A 12769-nucleotide genomic window follows, 5' to 3' on the forward strand; every position below is an offset into this window, starting at 1 on the left:
CTGACGGATCGAAACTCAAAGGCGGTGAACATGGTGCACATCGAGGGCGACAGGCTCGACCCAGTCGCAAGCATTTCAAGCTGCAAGATTTGCCGGGGCACGGCGCCGCTTTGCGGCGTGGTCGACTTCAACAAGAACTGCGAAGAACGCCGCGGCCATTTCTTGCCGCTTGCCGCGATCCCGATTTACTACCACCGCTGCGGCGAATGCGGGCTGGTTTTCACGCATGCGTTTGATCGATGGAGCAAGCATGCGTTCGCGAGGCACATTTACAACGCCGCTTATGCAGACGTCGATCCCGACTATATCGCGGCCCGTCCCGCAGCCAATGCAATGGCGATTGCGAATATGGTCGCGCGGGGCGACGGGCTCAAATGTCTCGACTACGGCGGCGGCAATGGGCGGCTGGCCGCGTTGTTGCGTGAACGTGGCGTGGATGCCCACAGTTGGGATCCGATGGAGCAAGCTGGTACCGAACCGTCGCCGGACTCATTCGACCTGGTGACGGCGTTCGAAGTGCTGGAACATACGCCTGAGCCGCGCGTGACGGTTGCGAACGCGCTCAGTAAGCTCAGGCCGCAGGGCGTGATGCTGTTTACAACTTTGACGATCGATACGCTGCCGCCGCGTGCGATGGACCATTGGTACATTGCGCCGCGCAACGGCCACATCACGATTCACACGTGCCGCTCACTGGATGCGCTCTTCGAGGCGTTCGGCTATCGCGTGCATCACCTCGACCAGAATACTCACCTCGCCTTGCGCGAAGTGCCGGACTGGTTGTCTTAACCCGTTTGCGGCGGCTCAAATGAAAAACGCCGTTCAGTGTTCAACTGAACGGCGTTAATTGCGCGGGAGGTTTCCGCGCCGCGGAGTGCTGCCTTAAGCCTTAAGCGATCCGCTTGGCCAGCTCCACAGCCTTGCCGATATACGAACCCGGCGTCATGGCGAGCAAACGGTCCTTCGCATCTTGCGGAATCGCGAGGCCGCTCACGAACGTTTGCAACGCTTCACGCGTGATGCCCTTGCCGCGCGTCAATTCCTTCAATTGCTCGTACGGGTTCTCGATGCCGTAACGGCGCATCACCGTTTGCACAGGTTCAGCCAGCACTTCCCAGCAGTTGTCGAGGTCTTCGTTCAGACGCTGCGCATTCACTTCAAGCTTGTCCAGACCGCGGATCAGCGAGTCGTACGCAAGCAGCGAGTAGCCGAACGCGACGCCGATATTGCGCAGCACCGTCGAGTCGGTCAGGTCACGCTGCCAGCGCGAAATCGGCAGCTTGTCGGCGAGGTGGCGCAGCGTGGCGTTGGCGAGACCGAGGTTGCCTTCCGAGTTTTCGAAATCGATCGGATTGACCTTGTGCGGCATCGTGGACGAACCGATTTCGCCGGCCTTCGTGCGTTGCTTGAAGTAACCGACGGAGATGTAGCCCCACACGTCGCGGTCCAGGTCCAGCAGGATCGTGTTGGCGCGCGACACGGCGTCGAACAGCTCAGCCATGTAGTCGTGCGGCTCGATCTGGATCGTGTACGGATTGAACGTGAGCTTCAGACGCTTCTCCACTACTTCGCGCGAGAACGCTTCCCAGTCGAATTCCGGATACGCGGACAGATGCGCATTGAAGTTGCCGACCGCGCCGTTCATCTTGCCCAGCAGTTCGACCTTCGCGATGCGCTCGATCGCACGTTCCAGACGCGCGGCGACGTTCGCGATTTCCTTGCCGAGCGTGGTGGGGCTGGCCGGCTGGCCGTGCGTGCGGGACAGCATCGGCTGTTCGGCTTGCGCGTGCGCCAGCGCCACGAGGCGTTGGTGCACCGAGCGCAGCGCCGGCAGGATCACGTGTTCGCGTGCGCCCGCCAGCATCAGGCCGTGTGACGTGTTGTTGATGTCTTCCGAGGTGCAGGCGAAATGGATGAACTCGCTGGCGCGTTCCAGTTCTTCCTGACCCTTGACCGATTCCTTCAGCCAGTATTCGACGGCTTTCACGTCGTGATTCGTTACGCGTTCGATGTCCTTGATGCGCGCGGCGTCGTGAGCGGTGAAACGCTCGGCCAGTTGCAGCAGGAATTGTTCTGACGCTTCGGAAAAGCGCGGCACTTCGGCGAAACCGGCGTGCGAGAGCGCAATCAGCCAGTGGATTTCGACCGTGACGCGATTGCGCATGAACGCGGCTTCCGAGAGCCAGTCGCGCAGGGCTTCGGTCTTCGAGGCGTAACGGCCGTCGAGCGGGGAGAGCGCGTTCAGCGCGAACAGGGTGTCGGGGCGGGTGTCGGACATGGTGGAGGCGCGAGTTGTGGCTGATTGGGGCGTTGAGCGTTCGGGGGGCGCTCAATGACCGGTTCTGGAACGGAGGGAAGCGCGAATTTTACCACTGTGCGGCGCGCGGCCCGAAGTTGGCGGCTTTGCCGGTGGTGATCGGAAGGGATTGGGACCGGTACGGGGCGTCGGCGCCTCGCTTGCCGTTCCGGCCGGCAGAATTCCGGGCAATCTTTACAGGTGAGTTCAGTGCAAGCCTGGCGCGGAACCCCGCGCCCTGGCCGCGCGGCTAGAATGCTGACTTCTTCCCTTCCGCTGGCAGCAGGCTTCGCATGGAACTGAAATGGCTCGAAGACTTCGTTTCGCTCGCGGAAACGCGTAGTTTCAGCCGCTCGGCCGAATCGCGCCACGTTACGCAGCCGGCGTTTTCGCGACGGATTCAGGCACTGGAAGCGTGGCTCGGCACGGAACTGATTGATCGTTCGGTGTACCCGACGCGGCTGACGGCAGCGGGACAGGTGTTCTACGAGCAGGCGCTCGCCATGCTGTCGCAGTTCCACGAGGCGCGTGCTCTGCTGCGCGGACACACGGCGACGCCGCAAGCGACCATCGAGTTCGCGGTGCCGCACACGCTGTCGCTCACGTACTTTCCGCGCTGGCTGCAACGCATCGAGGCTCAAATGGGCCCGATCCATACCCGGCTGCGGGCGCTGAACGTGCACGATGCGGCGCTGGCGCTGGTGGAAGGCGGCTGCGATCTGATGATGGCCTATCACCATCCGAGCCACCCCATCGCCCTCGATCCGGCACGCTACGACATGCTCACGCTCGGCAACGAGCCGATCAGTCCATTCTCGGCGCCAGGCCGCGCCGGCCGGCCGCGACACACGCTGCCGGGCACGGCGCAGAACCCGACGCCCTATCTGACCTACACACCGAACGCGTACCTGGGCCGGATGACCGAAGTGATCCTCGCCAATGCGCCAGAGCGTCTCTATCTCGACCGGCTGTACGAAACCGACATGGCCGAAGGGCTCAAGGCAATGGCGCTGGCCGGTCACGGCATCGCCTTTCTGCCCTACAGCGCGGTGGAAGACGCGGTTGCCGACGGCAAGCTGATTCGCCTCGATCGCGCCATGCGTGGCACGCCCGAGGGGCAGCTCACGCTGACCATGGAGATTCGCCTCTATCGCGACAAGCTGGCTGCGAAAGGCGACGATGCGCGGCAGATACTCGTGCGGCAGTTGTGGGATGTGGTGTCGGAGGAGTTGGCGCAGGGCACGGGTGCTACCTGAAAACCTGCGTCCCCACGACGTGAATTTGCGGCTTCTTGATGGTTATGCAAAAAAAACATAACCGGATAAGGAAACGGCATTGGATTTCAAAACGGCGTTTTTCGACAATGCTGTTATTCGATCAACGCCGGAGCGTTCATGTCATCCCAGCAACAAGCCGCACAATCCGCATCAACGTTGCAGTCCGTTCCTTCCTACCTCAATAAAGACGACCTCGGCCCGTGGGGCAACTACCTGCGTCAGGTCGACCGCGTCGCGCCGTACCTCGGCTCCCTGTCCCGCTGGCTCGAAACCCTGAAGCGCCCGAAGCGCATTCTGATCGTCGACGTGCCTATCGAACTCGATAACGGCACGGTGGCGCACTTCGAGGGCTATCGCGTGCAGCACAACGTGTCGCGCGGTCCGGGTAAGGGCGGCGTGCGCTATCACCAGGACGTGACGCTTTCGGAAGTGATGGCGCTGTCGGCGTGGATGTCGGTGAAGAACGCGGCTGTGAACGTGCCGTACGGCGGCGCGAAGGGCGGTATTCGTGTCGACCCGCGCACCTTGTCGCGTGGCGAGCTGGAGCGCGTGACGCGCCGCTACACGAGCGAAATCGGCATCATCATCGGACCGAACACCGACATCCCCGCGCCGGACGTGAACACGAACGAGCAGATCATGGCGTGGATGATGGACACGTACTCCATGAACCAGGGCCAAACGGCGACGGGCGTCGTGACCGGCAAGCCGATCGCGCTGGGCGGTTCGCTGGGCCGTCGTGAAGCGACGGGCCGCGGCGTGTTCGTGGTGGCTTCCGAAGCGGCGCGCCGCATCGGCGTCGACATTGAAGGCGCGCGTATTGCCGTGCAGGGCTTCGGCAACGTGGGCGGCATTGCCGCGCGTCTGTTCCAGGAAGCGGGTTCGAAGCTGGTGGCGGTGCAGGATCACACCGGCTCGCTGTACAAGTCGACCGGTATCGACGCGGTCGCGCTGGCGGATTACGTGGCGAAGAACGGCGGCGTGGGCGGTTTCCCGGAAGCCGATGCAGTCACGAACGAAGAATTCTGGACGGTCGAATCGGACATCCTGATTCCGGCCGCGCTGGAAAACCAGATCACCGAACAGAACGCCGGCAAGATCAAGACGAAGATCGTCGTGGAAGGCGCCAACGGCCCGACCACCACGGCAGCGGACGATATTCTGCACGACCGCGGCATCCTGGTGATTCCGGACGTGGTGGCCAATGCCGGCGGCGTGACGGTGTCGTACTTCGAGTGGGTGCAAGACTTCTCGAGCTTCTTCTGGACTGAAGACGAGATCAACCAGCGTCTCGAGCGCGTGATGCGCGAAGCATTTGCCGCCGTATGGCAAGTGTCGAGCGAACAGAAGGTGTCCGTGCGGACCGCGGCGTTTATCGTTGCGTGTAAGCGGATCCTCGAAGCGCGCGAACTGCGCGGCCTGTACCCCTGATCTGATTGCGTGAAACGGCGGGTCCGCTACCTCGCGGGCCTGACCGATCCTTGCTTCAACGCGGTTCAAAAGACCGCGTGTTCGACCCGGCGGGCGGCATCGTATCGATGCCGCCCGCCTTCGTATGTCCGGAAAGGTTGACCGACCGTCCCGGAAGCGCCGCCTGGAGCGACAAGCCGCGTAACGGCGCGCCGACGCGCAAGCGCTTTGGGCGACACACAACAACATGGTTTATAGCAATACTTTCAGAATAATTACTTTGCTAAACTGGCGCCGGTTCTTGCCAAGGAGATCACCACATGAAGGTTAAAAAAGCTGCGCTGCTGCTCGCGACTCTCGGACTGTTCACGGTCGGCGCGCACGCGCAAGACGCTGGTACGCTGAAAAAAATCAAGGACACGGGTGTCATTTCGCTGGGCCACCGCGAATCGTCGATCCCGTTCTCGTATTACGACGACAAGCAGAATGTCATCGGCTACTCGCAAGAATTCGCGCTGAAGGTGGTTGAGGCGGTCAAGCAGAAGCTGAATATGCCGAACCTGAAGGTCAAGCTGACGCCTGTCACGTCGCAAAACCGGATTCCGCTGGTGCAGAACGGCACCGTCGACATGGAATGCGGCTCGACCACGAATAACGCCGAGCGCCAGCAACAGGCTGCCTTCTCGAACACGATCTTCGTGATCGGTACGCGCCTGATGACCAAGAAAGACTCCGGCATCAAGGACTGGGCCGACCTGAAGGGCAAGACAGTCGTGACCACCGCCGGTACGACGTCCGAGCGCCTGCTTCGCAAGATGAATCAGGACAAGAGCATGGGCATGAACATCATCAGCGCGAAAGACCACGGCGAGTCGTTCCTGACGCTCTCCACCGGCCGCGCTGCCGCATTCATGATGGACGACGCGCTGCTCGCAGGCGAGCGCGCCAAGTCGAACAACCCGGGCGATTTCGTGATCGTCGGCACGCCGCAATCGCATGAAGCTTACGGCTGCATGATTCGCAAGAACGATCCGGAATTCAAGAAGGTGGTGGACGACGCGATCGCGAAGGTCGAAACTTCGGGCGAAGCCGATCAGATCTACAAGAAGTGGTTCGAATCGCCGATTCCGCCGAAGGGCCTGAACCTGAACTTCCCGGAAAGCGACGACATGAAGGCGCTCTTCAAGAGCCCGAATGACAAGGCAATCGATTAAACCTTAGCCGTTTTTTTGAAACGCTGAACGAAACGGAAGGGGCCACGCGCTTCTTCCGTTTCTTTTTGCTGGAGTCTTGGTCATGTCATATCACTGGAACTGGGGCATACTGCTGAGTCCCGTCTCCACCGGCGAGCCGACCACTTATCTGGGCTGGCTGATGTCCGGCTTCTGGGTGACGATTACCGTGTCGCTGTCGGCATGGGTGATCGCGCTGATCGTCGGCTCGTTTTTCGGTGTGCTGCGCACGGTGCCGAACAAATGGGCGTCAGGTATCGGCACGCTGTATGTCGCGATTTTCCGCAACATCCCCCTCATCGTGCAGTTCTTCATCTGGTATCTGGTGATACCGGAGTTGCTGCCGGTGTCGATCGGCAACTGGTTCAAGCAACTGCCGCCGGGCGCGCAGTTCTTCTCGTCGTCGATCCTCTGTCTTGGGCTGTTCACTGCCGCGCGCGTCTGCGAGCAGGTTCGCTCGGGCATCAACGCGCTGCCGAAGGGCCAGCGCGCCGCGGGTCTGGCCATGGGGTTCACGCAATGGCAGACGTATCGCTACGTGCTGCTGCCGGTGGCGTACCGGATCATCGTGCCGCCGCTTACGTCCGAGTTTCTGAACATCTTCAAGAACTCGGCGGTTGCGTCGACCATCGGTCTGCTGGACCTGTCCGCGCAGGCGCGGCAACTGGTCGACTACACGTCGCAGACGTATGAGTCGTTCATTGCGGTCACGCTGGCCTATGTGCTGATCAACCTGGTCGTGATGCAACTGATGCGCTGGGTCGAGCACAAGTCCCGGTTGCCCGGCTATATCGGAGGTAAGTGATGCATCATTTCGACTGGAGCGGTATTCCGGGCGCACTGCCTACGCTATGGACCGGCGCTATCGTCACCATCAAGATCACGCTGATCGCGATCGTGATCGGCATTATCTGGGGCACGATTCTCGCGATCATGCGGCTCTCGCCGTTCAAGCCGTTCGCATGGTTCGCGAAGGCTTACGTCACGATTTTCCGTTCGATCCCGCTGGTGATGGTGCTGCTGTGGTTCTTCCTGATCGTGCCGCAGGTGCTGCAGAACGTGCTGGGTTTGTCGCCGGATATCGACATCCGGCTGGCTTCGGCAATGGTCGCTTTCTCGCTGTTCGAGGCTGCGTACTATTCGGAGATCATCCGCGCCGGCATTCAGGCAGTGCCGCGCGGGCAGGTCAATGCCGCGTTTGCGCTCGGCATGAGCTACCCGCAGGCAATGCGCCTCATCGTGCTGCCGCAGGCGTTCCGCGCGATGGTGCCGCTGCTGCTTACGCAAGGTATCGTGCTGTTTCAGGATACGTCGCTCGTCTACGTGATCAGCCTCGCCGACTTCTTCCGCACCGCCACGAATATTGGCGACCGTGACGGTACGAATGTCGAAATGGTACTGTTCGCGGGCGCGTGTTATTTCGTGGTCTGCGTGATCGCGTCGAGCCTCGTCAAAGGTCTTCAGAAAAAGGTCGCAAGATGATCTCTATCAAGAATGTTTCGAAGTGGTACGGTCAGTTTCAAGTGCTGACCGACTGCACGACGGAAGTCAAAAAAGGTGAAGTGGTGGTGGTGTGCGGGCCGTCTGGCTCGGGCAAGTCCACTCTGATCAAAACCGTCAACGGCCTCGAGCCGTTCCAGAAGGGTGAGATCGTCATCAACGGTCAATCGCTGACCGATAAGAAAACCAATCTGTCGAAGCTGCGTGCGAAGGTCGGCATGGTATTCCAGCACTTCGAGCTGTTCCCGCATCTGTCGATTGTCGAGAATCTCACGCTGGCACAAATCAAGGTGCTCGGCCGCTCGAAAGACGAAGCTACGGCGAAGGGGCTGAAGCTGCTCGATCGCGTCGGTCTGCGCGCGCATGCGGATAAGTTTCCTGGGCAGTTGTCGGGTGGTCAGCAGCAGCGTGTGGCGATTGCGCGCGCATTGTCGATGGACCCGATCGCGATGCTGTTCGACGAACCGACTTCCGCTCTCGATCCGGAAATGATCAACGAAGTGCTCGACGTGATGGTCGAACTCGCACAGGAAGGCATGACGATGATGTGCGTCACGCACGAAATGGGCTTTGCCAGGAAGGTCGCGCACCGCGTGATCTTCATGGACAAGGGTTTGATCGTGGAAGACGACAAGAAGGAAGATTTCTTCGCGAATCCGAAGTCGGATCGCGCGAAAGACTTTCTGGCGAAGATCCTGCACTGAGCTTGTTGCTAGGTCACGTCGATTAGTTGGCGTGGTCTGGGCAGAAAAAAAGCCGCTTCGGAAGAGGCGGCTTTTTTTGTATCAATTTAGGATCAGGACTCGAACGCGGCGGTATCGTCCGCGGCTTCAAGGTCAAGCTCGGCCGCGCCTGTCGCCATTATCTCGACCGAAGCCGCGATCGTGGTTGCCGAAGCCGACGCGTCCAGCGCCGGATTGCGCAGCTTCTCCAGCACCGAAGCCGGCACCGGTACGTTGACCCGGCCAATCACTTCGCCGTGCTGGAACATCAACAGATCGCCCGGGTTGAAGGCGGACCACACTTCGTTATCGGTCAGCGGCTTGGTCGCGATTACGGCGACGCGGTCTTCCGGCGTGGTGTATTTGGCGAAATCGATCGACACGTCCGCATCGACCAGGTGCGCGGTCGAAAACGGCCAGCGCCGCACAATGTAATGCAGATGTGTCGAGCAATGCGCGAACAACGCCTGGCCGTTCGACATCAGAAAATTGAACACGCCGAATTGCGTGATCTCGCGCGTGAGCGTTTCGAGCGCCGCGAACAGTTCTTCCAGCGGCGGCTGGCAGCCCGGAAAAGCCTTGCGTAAGCCTTGCAGCAGCGCGCAGAACGCAAGCTCGCTATCGGTTGTGCCGACCGGTTGATAGACGCCGGTCAGCGCCGGCGAGTAGTCTTTCAGATCGCCGTTGTGGGCGAAGATCCAGTGGCGCCCCCACAGTTCGCGCATGAACGGATGGCAATTTTCGAGCAGGATGTGCCCTTGCGTCGCTTTGCGAATATGCGCGATCGTGTTCTTCGATTTGATCGGGTAGCGCTTGACCATCTCGGCGATCGGCGAGGTTGCCGAAGATTGATGGTCGATGAACAGGCGGCAGGCTTTATCTTCGAAGAAGGCGATGCCCCAGCCGTCTGCGTGGTGATCGGTGACGCCGCCGCGCGCCGCAAAGCCGGTGAACGAGAACGTGACGTCCGTTGGCGCGGCGCAGTTCATTCCGAGAAGTTGGCACATGTTGCAGGTAAGCCTGTGAACGGGGCGAGCCGTTACAATGATGATTTTCCAAGCATATCACCGAGCCAGAAGCGCCAAATAGCAAAATTGACGTGTGTTTAGGTCCTAGCGCTGCGATTTGCTGTGATTTGTACCGCTTTGAGCATGCTGATCTGCTTTTTTGCCGCCGAATCTCGCCCCCTTCTCGCCATGACCGCTTCCAACGCTCCTCTCGATTCCGTCGACTCCATCGACTCCGTTACGCTCGCCCGCCCGGACGACTGGCACCTGCACGTTCGCGACGGCGAGATGCTCGCTGCGGTGCTGCCGGACACCGCGCGCCAGTTCGGCCGCGCGATCATCATGCCTAACCTGAAGCCGCCGGTCACCACGACCGCGATGGCGCAGGCGTACCGCGAGCGCATCGTCGCCGCGATCCCGGCCGGGGCGAAGTTCGAACCGTTGATGACGCTGTACCTGACCGACAACACGCCGCCCGACGAAATCCGCCGCGCGCGTGAAAGCGGCTTCGTGCATGGCGTGAAGCTGTACCCGGCGGGCGCGACCACGAACTCGGACGCGGGCGTCACCGACATCATGAAGTGCGCCAAAACGCTCGAGGTGATGCAGGAAACCGGTATGCCGCTGCTGGTGCACGGCGAAGTGACGGATTCGTCGATCGACCTGTTCGACCGCGAGAAGGTGTTTATCGACCGCGTGATGACGCCGCTGCGCCGCGCGTTTCCGGCGCTGAAAGTAGTGTTCGAGCACATCACCACGAAGGATGCCGTCGACTACATCCGTGAAGCCGGCGTGGCGCCGGGGCTGCTGGGCGCGACGATCACCGCGCATCACCTGCTGTACAACCGCAACGCGATCTTCCAGGGCGGCATCCGTCCGCATTACTACTGCCTGCCGGTGTTGAAGCGTGAGACGCATCGCGTGGCGCTAGTCGATGCGGCGACCTCGGGCAATCCGCGCTTCTTCCTCGGCACCGATAGCGCGCCGCATCCGAAGGGTTTGAAGGAACACGCCTGCGGCTGTGCAGGTTGCTACACGGCGCTGCATGCGCTTGAGCTCTATACGGAAGCCTTCGACAAAGCCGGCGCGCTGGACAAGCTTGAAGGCTTCGCCAGCTTCTTCGGCGCGGATTTTTATGGTCTGCCGCGCAGCGAAGAGAAGGTCACGCTGCGTCGTGAGGAATGGACGCTGCCGGCTGAATTGCCGGTTGGCGACACGCCCGTGGTACCGCTGCGTGGCGGCGAGTCGATTGGCTGGCGGCTCGTTTGAGCTTGCGTTAGATGCAGGACCAAGAGGCGACGCGCGTGAGCTTTGGTTTCGCCGATATCGATTGGTCGAAGCCGTGGTTCGCGCAGTTCGCGGCACGCGGCGAACGCTGGCAGCAGGCCGCGCTTCAAAGCTATGCGGCCTTGCTTGCCGAGATGAATGCGGATGCGCACGCCATGCAGCAGCGTACCGGCCGTGGCCAGCGTCTCGCGTTCATCGCGCAGGACGATCTGCCGCCCGGCGCGGCTTACGAGGCACACATCGCATCGACCGGCTGCGTGCCTACGCGCCATAACCTGCATGACTTCTTCAACGGGTCGATGTGGTTCGCGTTTCCGCGCATCAAGGCGGCGCTGAATGCTCGGCAGTCAGCGGCAATCGACGTGTTGGGCGTTGGACCGACCCGCGGTGGGGTGCGCGACACGTTGACCTTATTCGACGAAAACGCGTTGTTGTTCGCCTGCGCCGACCCGGTTCTGAGCGCGGCATTGCGCGGATTCGACTGGCAGACGCTACTGGTGGCTCACCGTGATGCCTGGGGCAAGCGCTGCGAAGTTCGCTGCTTCGGTCACGCACTGCTGGAAAAGCTGATCGCGCCGTTCAAAGCCTGCACGGGGCATGCGTGGATCGTCGATGTTCCATCCGGGTACTTCGGCTGGGGCGTTGCGGCACGCGACGCGTGGCTCGACGAGTCTGTCAGCGCGGCACTCCTGAACACCGATGCATTGACCAGCCGCATGTTTGCCCCGCTGCCTGTGCTGGGAATTCCAGGCTGGTGCGGGGAGAACGAGTCCCCGACGTTTTACGACGACACTTCCGTCTTTCGCACGGGGCGGCGCGCGCGTTAAAGCTCTTCCCGATCCACCGCAGTGTTAAAATGCGCCCCAGCAAAGCAGGCCAGGCAGTCGCGGCCTCTGCGGTTTCGGCCAAAGAGGGCGAGGAAAGTCCGGACTCCATAGGGCAGGGTGATGGCTAACGGCCATCCGTGGCGACACGCGGAACAGGGCAACAGAAAGCAAACCGCCGATGGCCCGGCGCAAGCCGGGATCAGGTAAGGGTGAAACGGTGCGGTAAGAGCGCACCGCGGCTGCTGCAAGGCAGACCGGCACGGTAACCTCCACCCGGAGCAATTCCAAGTAGGCAGGCTAGCATCTTCGAGATGCAGGACGGGGCCCCCGTCACGTCTGCGGGTAGGAAGCTTGAGCGCGTCAGTAATGGCGTGCCTAGAGGAATGACTGCTACGCGCGTCACGTTTTCGGACGCGGCGCGTGCACAGAATCCGGCTTATCGGCTTGCTTTGCCACCTAATGAAAAAAGCCGGCGTCCAAACGGACGCCGGCTTTTTGTTTTTTGTGCGCGCTTCGGCTGCTTGCGCCGAGGCCGCCACCATGCCGGACTTAACCCGCGACGATATCGAACGAGTGCGACAGTTCGGCGGTCTTCGCGATCATGATCGACGCCGAGCAGTATTTGTCATGCGACAGATTGATCGCCCGTTCCACGGTAGCCGGGTTCAGATTCTTGCCGGTCACGGTGAAGTGGAAGTGGATCCTGGTGAACACCTTCGGATCTTCGCTGGCGCGTTCGGCCTTCAGCGTCACCGAGCAGCCGGCCACTTCCTGGCGACTTTTCTTCAGGATCATCACGACGTCGTAGGCCGTGCAGCCGCCCGTGCCGAGCAGAACCATTTCCATTGGACGTGGCGCGAGATTGCGGCCGCCGCCTTCCGGCGCGCCGTCCATCATGACCAGATGGCCGCTGCCCGTCTCGGCGGCGAACGCCATTCCGTCCTGCCCCATCCAGCTAACTTTGCATTCCATGCTGTGCTCCACCGCGCTGTGCTGATATCGAAACGGCATTGTAGCCCGGTGTTTGCGTGTCCGCCCGGAGGGACTTTCGCCGGAACTTATGCGCGATGGCTGCTTGCGTGTTGCGGTGCGGCATGTTCCGCCGATTCGGGAATGCCCCGACTGCTTTAGGGGTTTTACTCTAGTTGATGTCCACTTTCGCCGTCACTTACGCACATATTTGATATTGATTTCAAAGGGAATTTTATGAT

At 61.0% G+C, this 12769-nt stretch carries 12 protein-coding genes and 1 other RNA gene; 10 read left to right on the forward strand and 3 right to left on the reverse strand.

Translation table 11 applies throughout. The annotated features are described in order from the left end of the window. The first annotated feature begins 30 nt into the window (after window positions 1-30). Window positions 31-789, forward strand: a complete 759-nt coding sequence (locus GH665_RS02135; protein ID WP_167530894.1) for a class I SAM-dependent methyltransferase — start codon at window positions 31-33, stop codon at window positions 787-789. 100 nt (window positions 790-889) lie between these two features. On the opposite strand, the gene purB is transcribed toward GH665_RS02135, so the two are convergent. After that, window positions 890-2278, reverse strand: a complete 1389-nt coding sequence (gene purB / locus GH665_RS02140; protein WP_153134478.1) for an adenylosuccinate lyase — start codon at window positions 2276-2278, stop codon at window positions 890-892. 311 nt (window positions 2279-2589) lie between these two features. Here purB and GH665_RS02145 point away from each other — a divergent pair, with 311 nt between their 5' ends. The 6 genes from GH665_RS02145 (at window position 2590) to GH665_RS02170 (ending at window position 8419) form a co-directional block, all read left to right on the forward strand. Then, window positions 2590-3552, forward strand: coding sequence for a LysR family transcriptional regulator (locus GH665_RS02145; RefSeq protein ID WP_153134479.1), 963 nt, complete (start codon window positions 2590-2592; stop codon window positions 3550-3552). 138 nt (window positions 3553-3690) lie between these two features. Further along, complete coding sequence (locus tag GH665_RS02150; RefSeq protein ID WP_153134480.1) at window positions 3691-5004, forward strand: Glu/Leu/Phe/Val family dehydrogenase; 1314 nt, start codon at window positions 3691-3693, stop codon at window positions 5002-5004. 299 nt (window positions 5005-5303) lie between these two features. Next, window positions 5304-6197, forward strand: coding sequence for a glutamate/aspartate ABC transporter substrate-binding protein (locus GH665_RS02155; protein WP_028196397.1), 894 nt, complete (start codon window positions 5304-5306; stop codon window positions 6195-6197). 82 nt (window positions 6198-6279) lie between these two features. Further along, a complete protein-coding gene (locus GH665_RS02160) occupies window positions 6280-7020 on the forward strand; it encodes an amino acid ABC transporter permease (RefSeq protein WP_028196396.1) in 741 nt (246 codons plus the stop codon). Then, window positions 7020-7697: a glutamate/aspartate ABC transporter permease GltK gene (gene gltK, locus GH665_RS02165; RefSeq protein WP_153134481.1), complete on the forward strand. Its 678-nt coding sequence runs from the start codon at window positions 7020-7022 to the stop codon at window positions 7695-7697. Before GH665_RS02160 ends, gltK begins: the two co-directional genes overlap by 1 nt. Continuing rightward, window positions 7694-8419: an amino acid ABC transporter ATP-binding protein gene (locus tag GH665_RS02170; protein WP_153134482.1), complete on the forward strand. Its 726-nt coding sequence runs from the start codon at window positions 7694-7696 to the stop codon at window positions 8417-8419. The genes gltK and GH665_RS02170 overlap by 4 nt, the downstream gene beginning before the upstream one ends. A 92-nt stretch (window positions 8420-8511) precedes the next feature. On the opposite strand, the gene GH665_RS02175 is transcribed toward GH665_RS02170, so the two are convergent. After that, the gene (locus GH665_RS02175; RefSeq protein ID WP_153134483.1) at window positions 8512-9444 is read right to left on the reverse strand and encodes a class II glutamine amidotransferase; all 933 of its coding nucleotides are present in this window, start codon (window positions 9442-9444) and stop codon (window positions 8512-8514) included. Between the two features lie 189 nt (window positions 9445-9633). On the opposite strand from GH665_RS02175, the gene pyrC reads away from it, so the two are divergent. The 3 genes from pyrC to rnpB all read left to right on the forward strand — a co-directional run bounded on the left by pyrC (window position 9634) and on the right by rnpB (window position 12013). Next, entirely contained in the window at window positions 9634-10713 is a 1080-nt protein-coding gene (pyrC, locus tag GH665_RS02180; RefSeq protein ID WP_153134484.1) for a dihydroorotase, read from the forward strand. Window positions 10714-10724: 11 nt separating this feature from the next. Continuing rightward, window positions 10725-11558 carry a DUF3025 domain-containing protein gene (locus GH665_RS02185; RefSeq protein WP_153134485.1) on the forward strand — a complete coding sequence of 278 codons (834 nt, stop codon included), beginning with the start codon at window positions 10725-10727 and terminating at the stop codon, window positions 11556-11558. A gap of 41 nt (window positions 11559-11599) precedes the next feature. Next, window positions 11600-12013: RNase P RNA component class A (rnpB, locus tag GH665_RS02190), an RNA gene on the forward strand. A 94-nt stretch (window positions 12014-12107) separates the two neighbouring features. Here the strand turns inward: rnpB and GH665_RS02195 are convergent. Next, window positions 12108-12530, reverse strand: a complete 423-nt coding sequence (locus tag GH665_RS02195; protein WP_153134486.1) for an OsmC family protein — start codon at window positions 12528-12530, stop codon at window positions 12108-12110. Between the last annotated feature and the right edge of the window lie 239 nt (window positions 12531-12769).

Origin of the sequence: Paraburkholderia agricolaris (assembly GCF_009455635.1) — a bacterium.
In the GTDB taxonomy this organism is placed as follows: domain Bacteria; phylum Pseudomonadota; class Gammaproteobacteria; order Burkholderiales; family Burkholderiaceae; genus Paraburkholderia; species Paraburkholderia agricolaris.